We start from the raw sequence: 18,418 nt of genomic DNA on the forward strand, positions 1-18,418 counted from the left end.
TCCCTTCACCAGACGTCAGAGAGAGAAAAGTGGCGGACCAGACCAACGCCTCCTCCTTTGCCCCGACCGGCAAGCCTCCGAGCCAGTCCTGGCCAGTTGTTTTGGAAACGAACGGCTGGAAAGACTACAAACTTCTCGACATGGGTGCTGGCCAAAAGCTGGAGCGATATGGTCGGTTCACGATCGTGCGGCCGGAACCGCAAGCCATGGGTGCGCGACGTCTGAAAGATACTTTCTGGAACCGTGCCGATGCCGTCTTTTCAGGTGACACGGAAGAAGAAGGACCCGGCCGTTGGAAGTTTTCGGGCAACGTTCCGGAGACTTGGGAGATGGCTTTTGGTCCGGTTCGATACAATGGCCGTTTCATGTCATTTCGGCATGTTGGCGTCTTCCCCGAACAAGCCGCACATTGGGAATGGGTCAACAGCAAGGTTCGCGCTGAAAGGAACCGTTCGCCGGACAAGCCGCTGAAAATCCTGAACCTTTTCGGGTATACCGGTCTGGCATCACTCTTGCCGGCAACGGAAGGCGCGCAGGTAACTCATGTGGACGCATCCAAGAAGGCAATCGGATATGCCAGGGAAAACCAGTCCCTCTCCGAACTTGAAGACCTGCCGATCCGTTGGATTTGCGAGGATGCGTCCAAGTTTGTTGCCCGTGAAGTTCGCCGTGGCAACACCTATGACGGCATCATCCTGGACCCGCCCAAATATGGCCGAGGCCCCAAAGGCGAAGTCTGGGATCTTTATACTTCTTTGCCTGGGATGCTGAACGACTTGCAGAAACTGCTGAGCGACGATGCACTCTTCATGATTTTGACGGCCTACGCCATTCGCTCCAGTTTTGTCTCCATTCACGAGTTGATGGCAGAAACGCTGAATGCCCAGGGCGGCTTGCTGGAGTCCGGCGAACTTGTCATCCGCGAAGAGGCCGGCAATCGGGCGCTGTCGACGTCGCTCTTTTCGCGTTGGAGCAGTCGTTAGACTTACTCCCGAAAAGCCTGGGTCCCAGATGCAGCGTCAAGGGAGACCGTACCTCCGCATTGCGCATCATTCTGCCGCGATCGAGACCTGCCGATTGTCGTTGCTCCAATTTGACGCCCGAACGTCCAGGCTCTCGTCGCCTGCGTCTTGTCTTTCGATTGCGTTCTTTGAAGGCGCTTTCCGCCCGGCATAGATCAGAGCGAACATGGGCGGTGCGAAGTAGAACGAGATCACCGTCGACAGCAGAACGCCACCGGCAATGGACATTGCAAACGGTGGCCAGAAGCCACCTCCGTCCAGGATCAGCGGGAGAAAGCCCCCAAAGGTTGTCAGCGTCGTCGAAACGATGTGCCGACTGGACCCCATCACGACGTCAACCATAGCCTCGCTCTCGCCGTTCACCGCGTTCTGGTTCTGTTGCATCCCGGTCAGAATGATGATTGCGGCGTTGATCGACACACCGATTGAGCCGATCACACCGATGATTGCATTGATACCGAAGGGATACTGAAAGACGGCAAGTGAGAGAATGCTGAGGCCCGCCGACAAAATGGCAACCATGAAAGTGACAACGGACAGACGAAATGAATTGAAGGTCAAGACAATCGCGGCAATGGACAAGGGAACGATCAGCCCCAACGATCCGATGAGGTTGGTCAGCGTTTCATCGCGCGCATCGGAATCGCCACCGGTTTCGATCCGGTAACCGTCAGGCAGGGAATAGCCTGCCGCTGCCATCCTGGCCTGGAGTGTCTTCAGCGCTTCTTCCGGAAGCACGCCATATTGAACGAAAGCCTGGACCGTGTTTGTACGTTCGCCGTTGCGACGATTGATCTGTCCCTCGGAGGGTTCAACCCGGATATCTGCAATCGCAGAAAGCGGTACGCCATCGTAGTCAACATTTCCCGACACACCGCCCGAGGGGAGCAAAGGCAGGCTGATGATCTCAGCAAGACTGCCCCGCGCCTCATCGCCAATTCGGACCCGGACCGGTAGCTCTTCCGTGCTTTCGATAAGACTGCCACCGGTAGATCCCTCGAGGGTCGCCTCCAGCTGACGGGCTACATCCGACAGCCCGAGACCGACAAGGCGGGCCTTGTCTTCATTGACCTCAAACTTCAGCTTGGGTGCCCCGCCATCCATTGTTGTCCTGACAACCGTGATCTCGTCGACATTGGCAGCCAGCTGTCGAATGGCATTACCCTGCTCTCGGAGCACCTCCAACGACGGTCCCACCAAGCGCAATTCGACAGGCGCATCGACCGGCGGCCCCTGCACCAGGTCGCGCACAAGAATGCGGGCTTCCGGAAACCTGCTGGAAAGATCCGCCTGAAGCGCTGGTACCAGATCCGTGGTGGCTTCAGGTGAACTTGACGTTACCAGAGCCTGGGCAAATGCCGGCGCCCGGTCCCGGCTGCCGACGATGTTGTAGTAAAAGGCCGGCGCACTTTTCCCGACCACCCAGGAAACTTTTTCAATGCCATCGGTCGCGGACAGAAAACGGTCGATTTCAAGCGCCGTGGCCGAGGTTTGCGCAATTGCGGTCCCGTCGGCAAGTTCCACCTCGATGTGGAACTGATCCCTGTCGACGCCCGGGAAGAACTGGGCGGTCAAGGTGGGCATACTCAGAAAACCGACGACCGGGAGTATGAGCGCATAGGCAACGGAACTCGCCGGGTTTCGCATGGCCAGCTTTAGCGAGTATCGAAAGGGAACAGACACGAGCGACGTTGGCCAGAGAGAACGCTTCTTTTTGCTCACTCCTCCGGCCGGCAGCACCCAACCGGCAATTGCCGCCGTCAACGTGACAGCAACTACAAAGGACCAGAGCAGCATCACGATCACCGCGATTGCGATAGATCCAACGAAGTCGCCCGGAGGTCCCGGTAGGAGCACCATGGGCATGAAGGAAAGAGCCGTGGTTACCGTGGAAGCAAGGAGCGGTGCAAACAGACGGCGCACGGCCTTGCCAACGGCATCGCGCCGCGACAGGCCCTTGTCCAGAGCCTGACCGATTTCGTCCGTCATCACGATGCCGGCATCCACCAGCAGCCCCAGTGCAACGATCATCCCCGTCAAGGACATCTGGTGCAGCGGTAAGCCGATCATGCTCATGGTCGAAAACGATGCGAGCGTCACGACCGGCAAAACCATGGCGACGATCAAAGCAGAGCGCAATCCCATCGTTACCAGCAGAACGACCACCACAAGCGACATGCCGATTGCGATATTGAGGCCTACATTCGACAAGCGATTGATCGTATAGGTGCTTTGATCGAAGACCAATTGGTGTTCGATGGAATATGGCATGTCGCGTTCAAACTGCGCGAGCCTGTCCCGGACACGCTCCATCCAGGTGTCGACTTGCAGTCCATCGGCAATCTTGGCAGCAATCAACAGCGCAGAGCGTCCATCGGAATAGGCGAGCTCTTCTGCAGGCTGCCGGATCCCTTTGGTTACGGTCGCAACATCACCAACTCGTGTGACAATTCCCGAAGTGCCAGTGGAAACCGGGATCTGGCGAATACGGTCGAGGGTTGCGATTTCGCCTTCAACCTCAATCAGGAATTCGCTTTCGGAATTGCGCAGACGGCCGGCCTGCACCTTGGCATCCGCGGCCCTGATCGCCGAAGAGACCTGATCGACTGTCAACGAAAGGGACGTCAGCAAGGCCGGGTCGATCCGAACAAGTATTTCCTCATCAATGCCGCCGAAAATCTCAACCTGTTTAGTGCCCGGCGCATTCCGCAAAATGTCAGAGAGCGCCTCTGCATAGCGCAGCATGACCGCCTGGCTGACATTGTCATGTTTGGGGACAAGAGCGCTAATCGACGCGAATGCACCTGCACCTTCCGTGTCAAATTCAGGTTCCTGCACACTTTGCGGAAATTCCCGTGTCGCATCAGAAATCTTGTCACGAATTTCAGACCACGTCTGTTCGATGACCTCCTCCGACAAGGTGTCAAGCAATTCGATCTGGATGATTGAAATCGACGAGCCTGAGGTGGATTCGATCACATCGATCTCCTCCACTTCCCTTAGTTCCTCTTCAATCTTTTCCGTCACCAATGCTTCGACGCGAGCAGGGTCTGCGCCGGGATAAACCGTCGTAACAGTTGCAAAGATGTTGGTGATCGTCGGATCTTCCTGGCGTCCGATCCCGACGAGTGCAGACAGCCCCGCAGCGACAATGACCAAAATGGTGAGGGCGACCAGTCGCGGCTGGCGAAAGAACAGCGTTTCCATCGCTTAAACCCCACTTGACGCAAGACGGACCGATTGGCCGGTGACCACTCTGTGCACGCCTTTAGCAACAATGACGCTGTTCTTGGAGATCGTACCGCGGACAAATGAGCGACCTCCATCGGCGTGGATCACCTCAACCGCCTCGCGGGCGACCTTGTATTCCACAGCGGCACCTTCCGAAGACAGGGAAACAACGGTCAGAAGTGTCCAAAGGCCTCGCGGACCTTCTTTGAGGGCCGTGGTCGGCACCCAGTACCCTTCAGACGCGATCCGCTCCGTCAGAGAGAGCTCAGCCAGCCTGCCGAACCCCGGGGCAGCAGTGCTGTTCTCGAGTTCAAACAGAGATTCAACCGTCCGCGTGCGTGTCTCAAGATCCGGTCTGAGGCCAGACAACGCTGCAGCGTAAATCACGTCCCCAATGCGGATTTCATAGGTATCTTCATGCTGAAGCCGGTCAACCACTTCCGGTGCCAAACCAATTCGAACGGTTGGGCGGGCGCTTTCAAGAACCCGCAGAACCGCTTGCCCCGGGGCGACGGTTGCTCCTTCGTCAAGCAGGCGTTCACCGATATGGCCATCAAAAGGTGCCCGCAACACCGATTTGTCCAGACTGATTTCGATCGCCTCGATTGCCGCATCAATCTGCGCAAGGGAAGCGTCCAGCCGGCTGAGCGACAGCCGTGCCTCGTCCAGCACCTGATCGCTCACATGCCCGGAATCCTTAAGCTTTGTTCGGCGGTCGAGCGTTAACTGGGCCAATTCCCGGTCACTTTCTGTCGCCTGACGATTGGCTTGCTGCCGACGGCGCTCGGCTTCAAGCGATCTTGTGTCCAAAACCGCGATGATATCGCCCTTTTGAACGCTGCCGCCCTCGTCCACTTGAATTTCGCGAACCGTTCCGGACAGTTCAAATCCGAGGTCTGTCCTGCGCGCCGGTTCCAGACGTCCGACAAAACTTCGCGTGACATCGTATCCTGTCTGAAAGTCCGGGTTGATCGTGATCACTTCGGTGAGGGGCGCTGGTTGTACGTCCGGCCTTTCCGCTGCCCGCATCTGGATCGTGGTGACGCCAATAACCACAGCAGCTGCCGCCATACCGACATTTACGGAAAATGTCGCCAGACTTGCAAATCCCCGGGCTAGGCGACGAAAACGGCCAGTCTTTTGCGTTCCCGCATCCTGTGCATGAGTTTTTCCCGACATGCCGCACCCTCGCTTTTCGTCCGGTAATCGCATTTTCGATCTACGTTCGTGCAGACAGATGCCCGAATGTGAACATTACTAACTATGTTACTGTTGTTAACATATGTTAGAAGAATTAACTTCCGCAAGGGGATTCGCCGGAAAAAATTTAGAAGCATTGAGAATGGCCAGGAAAAAGATCCAGAAGAAAAGCGCCTATCACCATGGCGATTTGCGCGGTCAACTGATCGCTGCCGCGAGGCGATTGATCGAGGAACACGGCCCCGACGGGTTCTCCATGTCGGACGCCTGCCGTCTGGCCGGGGTGAGTACAGCTGCGCCCTACCGGCACTTTTCCTCCAAAGACGATCTTTTGACGGATGTCGCCAAAGACGGACTTCAACGCCTTGGTGCGGAAATGTCGCAAAGCGCCTCAGAACATCCGCGCGGGTCCCTTGAATCGATCTCTGCAATCGGCCGGGTTTACGTTGCATTCGCTATTCGGGAGCCGCACACGTTTCGTCTCATGTTCAGCACCAGAAGCCATTCGGGGCGGATTGAAGAGCTCAAACAGGTTGGGCGCGGTTGCTATGGTGTCCTGCTTGCAGAGGTTGCGCGCTATCTTGGCGAAGACGACATCACCGAGGGGGTTATCAAGACTGCATTTCCGCTCTGGACGCAGGTCCATGGTCTGTCCTTCCTCTCGATTGACGGCAAGCTGGATGTGACTTCGTTTCCGGTAGACATCAACGACTCGGTTTTGCTGGCAACACAGAGACTGCTCCCGCCACAAGATCAGCGCCAAAAACCTTGACCCGACAAGGGCCAGCGCATACTCCAGCGTAAATTGTTCAAATCCCGTCCCTGGCTCCTGATGAGCTCCCGGAGCAAAGAATGCCTCAATCCGGCAAATCTCAGCGCATCGGCGCGGTGAAACAGATCACCAGTCACTCCAATCCGATCGTCAAGGAAATCAAAGGGCTTGTCGCTCAACGCAAGCATCGAAGCCAATCGGGCCTGTTTGTTGCTGAAGGACTGAAGCTGGCAACCGATGCGCTGGAAGCCGGTTGGGATGTTCGCTATCTCGCCCTTGGTCCGGCAGGGCGTGACAACCCCATAGCACAAAAAGCTGCCGCAACCGCCAAGGCACGCGGCGCCTTGATCCTGGAAGTTTCCACGGCTGTCATGTCCGCCATGACGCGCAAGGACAATCCGCAAATGGTTGTCGGTGTCTATGGACAAAAGCTCCTTTCAGCCACGGAAGTTGATCCGAAGGGTTCAAACCTTTGGGTCGCACTTGATCGGATACGGGACCCGGGCAATCTCGGCACGATCATTCGCACGGTTGATGCGGTCGGTGGAGCCGGTGTCATGCTGGTTGGTGATTGCACGGACCCCTTTGCGGTTGAAGCGGTGCGCGCCACCATGGGTTCGCTCTTTCACGTGCCTCTGGCCCGAATGACCAAGGACGAATTCAAAGCGCTGGCTGAAAAATGGTCAGGCACAGTTGCAGCGACGCACCTCAAAGGTTCTGTCGACTACCGGACACCGGACTACAAGGAGCCGGTGCTACTGGTCATGGGCAATGAGCAGAAGGGGATGGAGGACGACATGGCGGATGCCTGTTCGACATTGATCCGAATTCCACAGGTCGGTCAGGCCGACAGTTTGAACCTTGCTGTTGCGACCGGCATCGCCCTTTACGAAGTTCGCCGCAAGCATCTGGAGTTGTGACCATGCGCCTTTTTGTTTTCGGTGTCGGGTTTTCCTCAAAGGCCTTCATTGAAGAGATCCGGGACCGGTTTGACTGGATCGGCGGCACCACACGATCTGCCGCAAAGGCGGAAACGCTCAAGGCGGCTGGCATCGAACCTTTCCTGTTCGACGGCACCGCCAAAGGCGAAGGCATTGCCGAAGCGCTTGCATCGGCAACGCATGTTCTCGTCTCCATCGGACCGAATGATGCCGGTGATCCCGTGCTGAACATGCACCGCGAAGATGTTGCCGCCGGTCGACCGGAATGGGTCGGGTATCTCTCCACCGTTGGCGTATACGGCAATCACGATGGTGATTGGGTGAATGAGGACACGCCTTGCAAACCGGTTTCGAAAAGATCGGTGCAAAGGGTCGCCGCAGAAAACGCATGGCTGGAGTTCGCGAGATCGAACGATTGTCCTGTTCAGATTTTTCGTCTTTCAGGGATCTACGGCCCAGGCCGAAATGCGTTTGAAAACTTCCGAAAGGGCAAAGCCCGCCGCCTTGTCAAGGCGGGACAGGTGTTCAACCGCATACATGTTTCTGATATCGCTGGTGCGGTGTCGCTTGCCATGGCAAATCCTGTAACGCGCATTTACAACGTCACGGATGACGAACCCGCTCCACCTCAGGATGTGGTCACCTTTGCAGCGGAACTTCTCGGGGTTGAACCCCCACCTGAAATTCCCTTCGAGACCGCGGACCTGACACCGATGGCGCGCTCCTTTTATGGGGAAAACAAAAGGGTTTCCAATCAGCGCATAAAGGACGAGCTTGGGTATTCTTTCCGCTTTCCCAACTATCGTGTCGCGCTCCGGGACCTGCACGCCTATATTTAAGTACTATTGCCAGTCGTCAGCTGTGCCTATGGAGGATCTGCCTGATGCGTATTGCCTGGAAAATATTTGGCATTTCCCTCATTGTTTTTGCTGTTATGGCCGCCGCAGCGGCGTTCTCGATCTACAAGATTTTTGAGATCAACAACGAGTTGCAACTGATTTCAAAGGTCTATTCGCCACTGCGTAACGAGATCGCGCAAATTGAAGTCGTGACGCTGCAGGAAGAAATCGATCTGGAACGCGCCGAGAAATATCAGGCGGAGTTGCGGGCTGACCGGCTGGAAGTTCTAAGCTACGACAAATCTGTTGAAGAAATCGATGCGCTCCTGCGGGATCACCCCGAGCTTCAAACCAGGATCAAGCATCTCGAAGAACGCCTCGCTGACGATTTCACACGGTTCGAGGAACACGCCAACAAGGTTGAAGGCCTGCTGAAATCAGCGGAAACACGTGTCAAAGCCGCGCAGGATCAGTCGGCGTCGCTGCAGGACAAGCTGGAACTGGCAGCGCTATATCCAGCGCTTGTGGCCATCGAAACGCAGCACAACAATTTCCATACGCATGCATCGACTCTGGTGAATACGGCCGACCTGCCACCGGCAACACGTGAAAAACTGGAAGAACAGCTTGAGCAGGAGGAAGACAAGCTGACGGCGCATCTCGATGAGCTGCACAAGCATGTCAGCCAGTTTACGGACCAGTCGATCGCCACGGCGGCGCTTCATGAGCAACAGGCCCTTTATGCGAGCATCGCCGCAACGGCGTCAGGAGGAGCCCTTGCATTGCTGCTCTCTTCTCTCGTGATCTCCGGCATTTTGCGCCCCATGAAGCTTTTGACCTTGAGTGCAAAGCGCGTTGAGCAGGGAGACTTCAGTGTCGAGCTGGAACCGCGTACGCAAGATGAAATCGGTACACTGACCCGCAGCTTCAACACCATGGTGGACGGATTGCGGTCGACGCAAAAAATCAAGGACACTTTCGGGCAATATCTGGATCCTCGCGTCGTGTCCGGACTGATTGCCGATCATGAAGATGCAACGGCCGGTGAGAAGAAAGTTGTGACCGCCTATTTTTCGGACCTGGCGGACTTCACCAGCATATCCGAGCAGTTCACACCATCCGGCCTCGTTCGGGTGCTCAACCGGTATCTGGACTTGATGTCCTCGGAAATCACTGATCGGCAAGGCGTGATCGACAAGTATATCGGCGACGCGATCATGGCTTTCTGGGCGCAGCCATTTTGCGATGATGGCGGACAGACAACGCTCGCGGTGGAGAGCGCGCTCCGCAATATCGAGCACATGCAAGCATTCCAGGATGAACTGCCGGAATTGACCGGGCTACAGAAAAATCTTCCCCAGATCAGACAGCGCATCGGAATAGCAACCGGAGATGCTGTTATCGGGTCGATCGGATCGGAGAAAACCAAGAACTACACGATCATGGGCGACACGGTGAACCTCGGCGCCCGTCTGGAAAGTGCCAACAAGATCTACGGCACCCAGTTGCTGGTCTGTCAAAGGACACGTGACACGGCGTCGGGTATTGAATTCAGGGCCGTCGACCGGATCCAGGTGAAGGGCAAGACCGAACCGACCAGTGTGTTTACCGCCCTGGCGCGTTCAAACGACATGACCCCTTTCCTGAAGGAGCTGCAAGCCACATCCGAAGAGGCTCTCCACGCATTTGCTGCCGGTCTTTGGAGTGACGCACACAAGCTGTTTGCAACTATTCTCGCGAAAGATCCCGACGACAGAATTGCGCGGGTGTTCTTGAACCGGCTTCAAATCATCGAAACTCAGGGCGTTCCTGACAGGTGGGATGGCGTCTGGCATCTGACCTCGAAATAGCAACGATTTCGAAGCTTATAACGTCCGATTTGGAAAATGCATCCTCGCCCCCGTCCCATCTGCACTTGACGGCTGCATCAATGCTCCCCAGCTTGAAAGCACGGCCGACCGGCTTTCAATACTGAACTCATAATCCTGAACGGGCAAAATCATGAGCAATTGGAACGTCTACCTTTCGGGTGAAATTCATACGGACTGGCGCGACCAGATTGTGGAAGGTGTAAAGGCGCTCAATCTCCCGGTGACCTTTTCCGCGCCGGTAACCGATCATGCCGCCAGCGACGATTGTGGCGCCAGCATTCTGGGTGGGGAAGACAAGAAATTCTGGTACGATCACAAGGGCGCGAAGTTAAACGCAATCCGAACCCGAACTCTCATCGAGAAGGCGGATGTCGTCATCGTTCGTTTTGGTGACAAGTACAAACAATGGAATGCGGCGTTCGATGCGGGTTACGCTTCAGCGCTTGGCAAGTCACTTGTTGTGATGCACGACCCGTCGCTGACGCACCCGTTGAAAGAGGTGGATGCCGCAGCACTCGCAGTGACGGAAACACCAGCGCAAGTCGTCGATATTCTACAATATGTCATCTTGGGCAAGCTGTAGGCCTGCCTTGACATTAATTATTTAGTTACCATACTAATAGAAGCTATGTATTAGCCCACGCACATTAGCCGGGCAAAAGATCCCTTCCATATCGGAACTGCAATTCGGTGAAAAGCGGTCCTGTTAGACTGCGTAACCGACCCTTTATTCCGGATCGGATCTGACAAGTACTTTAGTTTTAACTTCAACATTGTCATCAAGGCGTTGAAATCGGCGATTATCAATGCCGGACATGCGCCTTGATACGGAGAATTGGAAAGCAAGATCCATGCAACATGGAAACGTAAAATGGTTTGATCAGCGCCGAGGTATCGGCAGCATCGAACCCGAAGACGGTGAGGACATCCCCGTCGAAATCTCAGCCCTTCACCGATCGGGTATCGACACTTTGAAAGAAGGGCAGCTCGTTGCCTTTGATCTGGAGTGGCGCCGCGGGCAAATGGTGGCTGAAGATTTGAAAGTCCTGTAAGGTCACTCGCAGGTCTTTCCGAAAACAAGGGCGGTCTGACCGCCCTTTTTTATTGGCAGAACGAGTGACGACATGCAGATAGATGCAAGGCTGCAGGAAGGCATTGATGCACATCGCAGCGGAAATCTCGAAGGAGCCCTGGCGGCATACAAGGACGTCCTGACCGAAGACCCTGACCATGCGGACGGGCTTCATTTTCTAGGACTTCTTCATTTTGAGGCCGGCAAGGCGGACAATGCGGTGATCCTGATCCGCAAATCCCTTGAACAGAATTCGAAAAACGCTGCGGCCTACAACAATCTCGGCAATATCCTGAAAATCGGCGGACAATCCGACCAGGCGCTCGAAGCCTATGTGCGTGCGGTCGAATTGGAACCACGCCATGAGGATGCCTGGAAAAATATCAGTCTTATGCTCGAAGGTGCGGACAACAATGAAGACCTTCTGCCGATCCTGACGGAAGTTGTTCGCCTGGATCCGGAAAATCCCAATGCCTGGCACAATTACGGCTTGTCGTTGATGCTTGCCGGAAAGAAAGAAGAGGCCGCCGAGGCCCTGGAGCGGTGCCTGGAATTCGGCTCGGAAGTTTGGTCGGACCCTGTCTGGCATGCGCGCGTTCTATGCGCGCTCGGACGGCAGGACCGTGCAGTCAGACACTTGGAATCGATTGTCGCGGCCGACCCGGACAACAAGGTCGCACAATATCAGCTTGCAGCGGTACGCGGCGACGCGCTCGACCAAGCGCCTGAAGCCTACGTCAAAGAGCACTTTGACAGCTTCTCCGAGAGTTTTGATGATGTTCTCAAGAACCTTGGATACCGGGCGCCGGAGCTGGTCGCCGATGAAGTGATTGCACTGGCGAAACAAGGTGACAAGGCTTTTCAGGACGTGGTTGACCTTGGTTGCGGGACCGGTTTGTGTGGACCATTGATCCGCGATCATTGTGACAAACTGACCGGGATCGATCTGTCGCCCGGGATGCTGAAAAAAGCAGCTGCGCTCAATGCCTATGATTTCCTGCTTGAAGTCGAACTTGTCGAGTTCTTGAATTCGGACCTGCCGACCCGCTTTGACCTTGCAGTTTGCGTCGATACGCTGTGTTACCTCGGAGATCTCGACCCGTTCATGAAAGCCTTGAGCGGGGCACTCAAACCAGGTGGGCTTTTGATCGCAAGCGTCGAGCATTTGGCTGATACTTCAGGCCCCGATTATCGGGTCGATCCAACCGGGCGATATGCCCATACGCCGGATTACCTGAGACGAAGCGCAGAGGCTGCAGGACTTTCTTACACGAAGGAAGAACCTGTTGTTCTACGCCGCGAACTTGGCAAGGATGTGCACGGACTTATTTTTCATTTGCAGAAGATCAACGCACCAGTTGAGTAACGACCTGATCACATCAACAATCATTTGTCGCAGCAACCGTTGACACTTCAACTGTTGTGCCCACGTGTAAACTTGATAATGTGTCGCCAGTTTTAGGACGGATTGCCCGTTCGAAAGGAAATTCAGCATGACAGAATGCAACGTATTATTGGTCTATCCGCGGTTTAATGCCGGTTCCTTTTGGAACTACGGCAAAACCTGCGAGATGGTTGGCGCTAAATATCCGGCACCACCCCTTGGACTGATCACCGTTGCAGCCATGTTGCCAAAGAACTGGAATGTTCGTCTGGTCGATCGCAACACAGGCGAGCTTGAAGAAGAAGATTTCAACTGGGCCGACATGATCATGACCGGCGGCATGCTGCCACAGCAGGCCGATTGCCTTTCCGTGATCCGCAAAGCTCAGGAAAAGGGTGTTCCGGTCGCTGTTGGCGGACCTGATGCCACATCGTCTCCTGAAGTTTATGAAGCCGCCGATTTTCTAGTGCTCGGCGAAGCGGAAGGCATCTTGAGCACTTTCATTGACGCCTGGAACGAGGGTGACCGCAAAGGACGCTTTACTGCGGAAAAGTTTAAGGCCGACGTCACTTCAAGCCCGATCCCGCGTTTCGATCTTCTGAAATTCGACGACTATGTTCAGATCGGCGTTCAATATTCGCGCGGCTGCCCGTTCACGTGCGAATTTTGCGATATCATTGAACTCTATGGTCGTGTGCCGCGCACCAAATCCAACAAACAGATTCTGGCTGAGCTCGACCGTCTCCATGAACTTGGCTACCGCGGCCATGTCGATTTCGTCGATGACAATCTGATCGGCAACAAGCGTGCCGTTAAGGGATTTCTGCCCGAATTGGCAGCCTGGCAAAAAGAACGGAACTATCCGTTTGAAATGTCGACCGAAGCCTCCCTCAATCTGGCGGATGACGAAGCACTTCTGAAAATGATGCAGGACGCCGGATATTTTTCCGTCTTTATCGGCATCGAGAGCCCGGACCCAGAAGTTCTTGTCGCAACGCGCAAGAAACAGAACACGCGCAGGGATATCGCAAAGAGCGTTCACAAGATCTATGACGCAGGGATATTCGTCCTGGCTGGCTTCATCGTCGGCTTCGACGAAGAAAGCGACAAGGTTGCAGATGAAATCTCCGCTCTGATCGAAGAGGCCGCCATTCCGGTTGCCATGACCGGTCTTCTCTATGCGCTCCCCAATACCCAGCTGACGCGCCGGCTTGCCAAGGAAGGCCGTCTGCACGCGGATTTCGGCATGGACGATCCAGATACGGTCCATGGTGACCAGTGCACAGCAGGTCTCAACTTCACGACCGTTCGTCCCCGCGAACAGATCCTTGAGGATTTCAAGAAGGTCATTGACAGGGTTTACAGTCCGGAAGCCTATTTTGGTCGCGTTCAGAAAGTTGCGGAAATGCTGGACATGAAAGGCGCCAACGGTTCGATCTTCGGCGCAGGTTTTTTCCACGACATGAAGCAGTTCGGCAGGCTGATGTATGCCATGACGTTCGAGGAAACGACCTATCGCGGTCCGTTCTGGAAGACCTTGGCAAAGACGGCCTTTACGAACTTCCGTGCGCTTAAACCGGTCATGATGATGCTTGCGCTCTACGTTCACCTTGGCCCGTTCTCCCGGTTTGTCATGACACAGATCGATCAACAGATCGCGGATATCGAAAAGGGCAACTGGGAGCAGCCAACTCTGGTCGCCGCAGAGTAGTTGCGCTAAAGCATTCCGGTCGGATCCAACACCAGACCAGGAAGGCTTTGTGCAAACCGGTCTTTCAAAACGCAGTGCGCTCGGCTTCATACTCGTAACGCTGACCATCAACTCGATGGGCATCGGGCTGATGATGCCCGTCATGCCGTCGCTGTTGACCGAACTGACCGAGTTGCCTGTCAGTGATGCCGCGCGGTGGGGCGGCGCTTTGAGCGTTGTTTACGCGCTTATGCAGTTTGCGTGCGGCCCGACCCTCGGCAACCTCTCAGACCGGTTCGGACGACGGCCTGTGCTGCTTGCCTCCATGTTTGCCATGGCCGTGGACTATCTCATCATGGCACTGTCCTGGAGCCTGGCAATTCTCTTCATCGGCAGGACGCTTTCGGGCGTGGCCGGCGCCACGTTCGCTGCCGCGTCAGCCTATATCGCCGACGTGTCCTCCAAAGAAGATCGCGCCAAGAATTTCGGCCTGATTGGCGCCGGTTTCGGTGTCGGTTTTGTGCTCGGTCCCATGATCGGCGGATTTCTTGGCGAATGGGGCCCGCGCGCACCGTTTTACGCTGCGGCTGCACTGTCGTTTGTCAACTTCCTGTTTGGCTATTTCGTTCTGCCTGAAACACTCAAAGTAGAAAACAAACGCAAGTTTAAATGGAAGCGTGCCAATCCCCTCGGCGCCCTGAAACAGATCGCCCATTATCCCGCAGTTAGGACGCTCCTGCTTGCGGTCTTCCTGTTCGATATCGCGCACTATGTCTACCCTGCTATCTGGAGCTACTACACAGAGGAAGTGTTTCGCTGGAGCCCGGGTGATATCGGCCTGTCCCTGGCATTCGTCGGCGTCGGCTTCGCCTTTGTTCAGGGATACCTCATTCGCGTCCTGGAGCCGAAACTCGGACCGGGCAGAACACTTTTGATCGGGTTGGTTGCCAATTTGATCGCATTTACAGGACTTTCCTTCGCGCAGTCCGGTTGGATGGCCTATGCCATGGTCGCGTTTGCCTCCTTCGGTGCTTTGGCGACACCAGCCTTTACCGGCCTTATGTCCAATCGTATTCCGGACAACGCGCAGGGCGAACTTCAGGGGCTGATCTCCAGTGCGGCAGGTCTTTCCATGGTCTTCAGTCCATTTGTGATGACACAGGTCTTTTCCCACTTCTCCGGACCGGATGCTGCCGTTTATTTTCCGGGCGCGCCTTTCGCCCTTGCAGGCCTCCTGATCCTGGCCTCCATGCTGATTGCCCTGCCCTTCATGCGTCTCCAGGAAAAAACGCCCGCTAGCGCTCGTAACGAAAAGAAAGAAAACCCGGCGGAATGAGATGACAGATCCACTGAATGACCTTGTCCTGGATGGCCCGCGCCTTGATCCACTCTCAGGCAACACAGCCAGCCAATTGGTTGTCTTATTGCACGGGTATGGTGCAGACGGCAGCGATCTGATCGAACTGGGTCGAGCCTGGCAAAGCCTGTTGCCAGAGGCTGCTTTCATAGCCCCCAATGCTCCCGAACCTTTGCCTTTCGAGGCTTTTGGCGGGCGCCAATGGTTTGCCTTGACGGAACGCTCCTTGCACGAATACCGCATTGGAGCCGAGGCCGCGCAATCGATACTCGACAGATTTCTCGACACTGAACTCCGTCGGCATAACCTGGATGACAGCTCCCTCGCACTTGTCGGCTTCAGTCAGGGCACAATGATGGCATTGCAATGCGGATTACGCCGAAAGTCTTCACCTTCCGCCATTGTTGGATTTTCCGGCCTTCTGCCGGGCGCAGATCGCCTTGGCGAGGTGAGAACCAGCTGTCCCGTACTGATCGTGCATGGCACTGAGGATGATGTCGTCCCCTGCTATCACGCCGATACTGCACATGCTGCGCTCACCCAGGCAGGGATTGCGTGTGACTTGCACAAACTCGCCGGTCTTCCCCACAGCATCGACGAGCGCGGTCTGGCATTGGGCGGTAAATTCCTGAAGGAGCAGCTTTCCAAGACGTCTTGTCCGATACCAATTGGTTAATGGCCTGTTAACCCTATTGAGCGATCCTCTGTGCACCTTTGCCGGCCCAGAACGGGCCGGGAGCCGAGGATCCACGCACAATGCAGATTTCGATCGAAACCACCACCCAGAGCGCAAGTCTATTTTCAGCCAGTTTTTCGAATGGCGTCCAGGATGGCCCAAAAGGCCATGCTCACGGCCATGAAATCGGCCAGCGTAAGGGACAGCAGGCCGCACCGGCAGAAAGCCTTCTGGAAACTGCCAGCAAAAAGGCCGAAGAAGATGCGGTGGTGATTGCCGCGCTGCAAGCGGCCGTCGAAAAGGGCAAAGGTGAAGACGAAGAAGACGCCAAAGAGGGTGCGTTGGCAACCGTCGAGGACTATCAGAAAACAGCAGGCAAGCTGAAGGTGGCCCTGGGCGAAGAGACTGCAGGTCCATCGGCGTCTGTTGCCTATGAGAGTGCGACGATCTCGACGACAACAATTGAAGCGGAAATCGGCGGTGAGACCTTATCGGCTCAATTCGTCTCCTTCGAGCGGGTCTCCTTCGACAGCGAAACCGGGCTTTCCGTTCGCTCAGCCAGCGCCTCCACTATTGAAGGCGACTTTGGGAACAGCTCCTTCAGCTATCAGAGCGCGTCTGTGAGCGAGCTTTATGCGGGAAACGGTGAACAGGTCTCCAATCTCCTGGGAACTATTGCCTGATCGCTGCCAAGACTTTCATCTTATGAGCCGCAATTGACACAGCACCAAGCCCCGCTCATTGGCGGGGTTTTTCGGTTTGACCTTGTAAAGTTTGTGTCGGCACGCACAAATGGTTGTCGTTCAGCAGCAACGGGAGACACGTGATGATTACCTGTTACATCAAGTATGAAATCGAACCGGCGAAGCTGAACGAATTTGAAGAATATGCGCGGATGTGGATCCCGCTGGTGGAAAAGTTCGGCGGCACACATCATGGCTATTATCTGCCGCATGAAAGCCCGAGCGATCTTGCAGTCTGTCTTTTTTCCTTCTCCTCCCTTGCCGACTACGAGGTCTATCGTGCCAAGAGTATGGAGGATGCGGACTGCCAAAAGGCATTTCGGTTCGCAGAAGAAACAGCCTGCATTCGGCGCTACGACCGCCACTTTCTGCGCCCGGTCACTTGAACGCGACAAAGCCGGACATCATACGCAAATGGCAAAGGCCCCGGACTTGACCCAGGGCCTTACACTTTTTCCAATCTCAGCCCAGCTTCATGCCAGCCGGACAGGAAAGACCTGCCAGATCATGCCTTCTTCAGGTAGGCGACCAGAACATCCAGTGCGGCCTGAAGGTCCGATTTGTGGATCATTTCAGTGACAGTGTGGATGTAGCGGGTGCCGACGACGATACCGACTGCCTTGGCACCGGCTGCGGCTTGCTGAGCGGCGGCGCCATCCTGGCCACCGGCGGCCAGCATCGTGCGCTGGAACGGAATTTTTTCTTTTTCCGCAAGCGCTTCAAATTCCTTCACCAGATCCCGGTCGGCAATGAAACTTGAATCCTTCACGTGAAGACCAAAGCCTGCGCCCTGAACCGTGGTTCGATCCTGCTCCGGAACGCCAGGTGTATCGCAGGAAAGGGTCGTATCGATGCCGAGGCCAATGTCGGGCTTTATGGCAAAGGATGCTGTGCGGGCACCGCGCAGACCAACTTCTTCCTGGCAGGTGAAGGCTACGTGGATTTCACAAGCGTGTTTGACCTTGCCGAGCCCCTTGATCGCCTCAATACCCAGCCAGCAGGCAATACGGTTGTCGAGCGCTTTCGAGACGATCTTGTCACCGATTTCGATCAAGGGTTCATCCATGGTGACCATGTCACCGACCTTGACGACATCCTTGGTCTTTTCCCCAAGGCCCAGATCGATCACGAATTCCTTGGGTTCAGGGACTTTTTTGCGTTCTTCCGGTGAAGAAATGTGGATTGGTTTGCCGCCCGGGTTCATCACACCCTTATAGTCCCCCTCATCTGTGGACACGAGCACGCGCCGGGAGAACAGGTTGCGAGCATCAAAACCTCCGACCGGCTGGACATGCGCGAAGCCCTTGTCCGTGACATGGGAGACCAGAAACCCGATCTCGTCCATATGACAGAGCAGCATGACCTTCTTCGGTTCGCCTTTTTTCAATGCCTTGCGGCTGTTCCGCTTGCACAAAAGCGAACCCATGGGATCGACTGTCACTTCGTCGAAAAGATCCTTGATTTCGGCCTGGATCAAGTCGCGAACGCGGTGTTCGTGACCCGGTACACCCGGTGTCTCACAAAGGTTGCGGAGCAGTTCGATATTCATGGGGCATCCTGTCGGGGTTGATTTCCAGATCCGATCCTATGCCAAAATCCCCACACGGATAAAGAGCATAA

16 protein-coding genes are annotated in these 18,418 nt (G+C 55.5%); 13 read left to right on the top strand and 3 right to left on the bottom strand.

All coding sequences use genetic code 11. From position 1 onward, the window contains the following. The first annotated feature begins 29 nt into the window (after positions 1-29). Complete coding sequence (locus tag K1718_RS24630; protein ID WP_152503591.1) at positions 30-983, top strand: class I SAM-dependent methyltransferase; 954 nt, start codon at positions 30-32, stop codon at positions 981-983. 66 nt (positions 984-1,049) lie between these two features. Here the strand turns inward: K1718_RS24630 and K1718_RS24635 are convergent, their stop codons facing one another. Both K1718_RS24635 and K1718_RS24640 read right to left on the bottom strand, forming a co-directional pair. After that, the gene (locus tag K1718_RS24635; protein ID WP_265680491.1) at positions 1,050-4,229 is read right to left on the bottom strand and encodes an efflux RND transporter permease subunit; all 3,180 of its coding nucleotides are present in this window, start codon (positions 4,227-4,229) and stop codon (positions 1,050-1,052) included. Positions 4,230-4,232: 3 nt separating this feature from the next. Further along, positions 4,233-5,432, bottom strand: coding sequence for an efflux RND transporter periplasmic adaptor subunit (locus K1718_RS24640; protein ID WP_265680490.1), 1,200 nt, complete (start codon positions 5,430-5,432; stop codon positions 4,233-4,235). A 163-nt stretch (positions 5,433-5,595) separates the two neighbouring features. Between K1718_RS24640 and K1718_RS24645 the strand changes: the two genes are divergently transcribed. The 12 genes from K1718_RS24645 to K1718_RS24700 all read left to right on the top strand — a co-directional run bounded on the left by K1718_RS24645 (position 5,596) and on the right by K1718_RS24700 (position 17,184). Further along, on the top strand, positions 5,596-6,225 hold the full coding sequence (locus K1718_RS24645; protein WP_173006179.1) for a TetR/AcrR family transcriptional regulator: 630 nt from the start codon (positions 5,596-5,598) through the stop codon (positions 6,223-6,225). Positions 6,226-6,305: 80 nt separating this feature from the next. Further along, positions 6,306-7,145 (top strand): TrmH family RNA methyltransferase, encoded by an 840-nt coding sequence (locus tag K1718_RS24650; RefSeq protein ID WP_265680489.1) that lies wholly within the window; start codon positions 6,306-6,308, stop codon positions 7,143-7,145. A gap of 2 nt (positions 7,146-7,147) precedes the next feature. Further along, positions 7,148-8,005 (top strand): SDR family oxidoreductase, encoded by an 858-nt coding sequence (locus K1718_RS24655; RefSeq protein ID WP_265680488.1) that lies wholly within the window; start codon positions 7,148-7,150, stop codon positions 8,003-8,005. Between the two features lie 44 nt (positions 8,006-8,049). Then, the gene (locus K1718_RS24660; RefSeq protein ID WP_265680487.1) at positions 8,050-9,855 is read left to right on the top strand and encodes an adenylate/guanylate cyclase domain-containing protein; all 1,806 of its coding nucleotides are present in this window, start codon (positions 8,050-8,052) and stop codon (positions 9,853-9,855) included. Between the two features lie 151 nt (positions 9,856-10,006). Beyond that, positions 10,007-10,459: a YtoQ family protein gene (locus K1718_RS24665; protein ID WP_265680486.1), complete on the top strand. Its 453-nt coding sequence runs from the start codon at positions 10,007-10,009 to the stop codon at positions 10,457-10,459. A 268-nt stretch (positions 10,460-10,727) separates the two neighbouring features. Then, complete coding sequence (locus K1718_RS24670) at positions 10,728-10,928, top strand: cold-shock protein (RefSeq protein ID WP_152504471.1); 201 nt, start codon at positions 10,728-10,730, stop codon at positions 10,926-10,928. A 72-nt stretch (positions 10,929-11,000) separates the two neighbouring features. Next, entirely contained in the window at positions 11,001-12,314 is a 1,314-nt protein-coding gene (locus tag K1718_RS24675; RefSeq protein ID WP_265680484.1) for a tetratricopeptide repeat protein, read from the top strand. Between the two features lie 127 nt (positions 12,315-12,441). Next, positions 12,442-14,043, top strand: coding sequence for a B12-binding domain-containing radical SAM protein (locus tag K1718_RS24680; protein ID WP_265680483.1), 1,602 nt, complete (start codon positions 12,442-12,444; stop codon positions 14,041-14,043). 49 nt (positions 14,044-14,092) lie between these two features. Then, the gene (locus K1718_RS24685) at positions 14,093-15,358 is read left to right on the top strand and encodes a TCR/Tet family MFS transporter (RefSeq protein ID WP_265680482.1); all 1,266 of its coding nucleotides are present in this window, start codon (positions 14,093-14,095) and stop codon (positions 15,356-15,358) included. Between the two features lies 1 nt (position 15,359). After that, a complete protein-coding gene (locus K1718_RS24690; protein ID WP_265680481.1) occupies positions 15,360-16,055 on the top strand; it encodes an alpha/beta hydrolase in 696 nt (231 codons plus the stop codon). An 80-nt stretch (positions 16,056-16,135) separates the two neighbouring features. Continuing rightward, positions 16,136-16,738 (top strand): hypothetical protein, encoded by a 603-nt coding sequence (locus K1718_RS24695; RefSeq protein WP_265680480.1) that lies wholly within the window; start codon positions 16,136-16,138, stop codon positions 16,736-16,738. Between the two features lie 143 nt (positions 16,739-16,881). Then, positions 16,882-17,184: an NIPSNAP family protein gene (locus tag K1718_RS24700; protein WP_265680479.1), complete on the top strand. Its 303-nt coding sequence runs from the start codon at positions 16,882-16,884 to the stop codon at positions 17,182-17,184. A gap of 119 nt (positions 17,185-17,303) precedes the next feature. Here the strand turns inward: K1718_RS24700 and K1718_RS24705 are convergent, their stop codons facing one another. Next, on the bottom strand, positions 17,304-18,347 hold the full coding sequence (locus tag K1718_RS24705; protein ID WP_152503605.1) for a M42 family metallopeptidase: 1,044 nt from the start codon (positions 18,345-18,347) through the stop codon (positions 17,304-17,306). Between the last annotated feature and the right edge of the window lie 71 nt (positions 18,348-18,418).

It is taken from the genome of Roseibium porphyridii, from assembly GCF_026191725.2.
In the GTDB taxonomy this organism is placed as follows: domain Bacteria; phylum Pseudomonadota; class Alphaproteobacteria; order Rhizobiales; family Stappiaceae; genus Roseibium; species Roseibium porphyridii.

What these genes read in the sequence shown, in the direction of transcription:
- K1718_RS24635 (WP_265680491.1), bottom strand. Translation starts at nt 4,229, where the DNA reads ATGGAAACGCTGTTCTTTCGCCAGCCGCGACTGGTCGCCCTCACCATT.
- K1718_RS24640 (WP_265680490.1), bottom strand. Translation starts at nt 5,432, where the DNA reads ATGTCGGGAAAAACTCATGCACAGGATGCGGGAACGCAAAAGACTGGC.
- K1718_RS24645 (WP_173006179.1), top strand. Translation starts at nt 5,596, where the DNA reads ATGGCCAGGAAAAAGATCCAGAAGAAAAGCGCCTATCACCATGGCGAT.
- K1718_RS24650 (WP_265680489.1), top strand. Translation starts at nt 6,306, where the DNA reads ATGCCTCAATCCGGCAAATCTCAGCGCATCGGCGCGGTGAAACAGATC.
- K1718_RS24655 (WP_265680488.1), top strand. Translation starts at nt 7,148, where the DNA reads ATGCGCCTTTTTGTTTTCGGTGTCGGGTTTTCCTCAAAGGCCTTCATT.
- K1718_RS24660 (WP_265680487.1), top strand. Translation starts at nt 8,050, where the DNA reads ATGCGTATTGCCTGGAAAATATTTGGCATTTCCCTCATTGTTTTTGCT.
- K1718_RS24665 (WP_265680486.1), top strand. Translation starts at nt 10,007, where the DNA reads ATGAGCAATTGGAACGTCTACCTTTCGGGTGAAATTCATACGGACTGG.
- K1718_RS24670 (WP_152504471.1), top strand. Translation starts at nt 10,728, where the DNA reads ATGCAACATGGAAACGTAAAATGGTTTGATCAGCGCCGAGGTATCGGC.
- K1718_RS24675 (WP_265680484.1), top strand. Translation starts at nt 11,001, where the DNA reads ATGCAGATAGATGCAAGGCTGCAGGAAGGCATTGATGCACATCGCAGC.
- K1718_RS24680 (WP_265680483.1), top strand. Translation starts at nt 12,442, where the DNA reads ATGACAGAATGCAACGTATTATTGGTCTATCCGCGGTTTAATGCCGGT.
- K1718_RS24690 (WP_265680481.1), top strand. Translation starts at nt 15,360, where the DNA reads ATGACAGATCCACTGAATGACCTTGTCCTGGATGGCCCGCGCCTTGAT.
- K1718_RS24695 (WP_265680480.1), top strand. Translation starts at nt 16,136, where the DNA reads ATGCAGATTTCGATCGAAACCACCACCCAGAGCGCAAGTCTATTTTCA.
- K1718_RS24700 (WP_265680479.1), top strand. Translation starts at nt 16,882, where the DNA reads ATGATTACCTGTTACATCAAGTATGAAATCGAACCGGCGAAGCTGAAC.
- K1718_RS24705 (WP_152503605.1), bottom strand. Translation starts at nt 18,347, where the DNA reads ATGAATATCGAACTGCTCCGCAACCTTTGTGAGACACCGGGTGTACCG.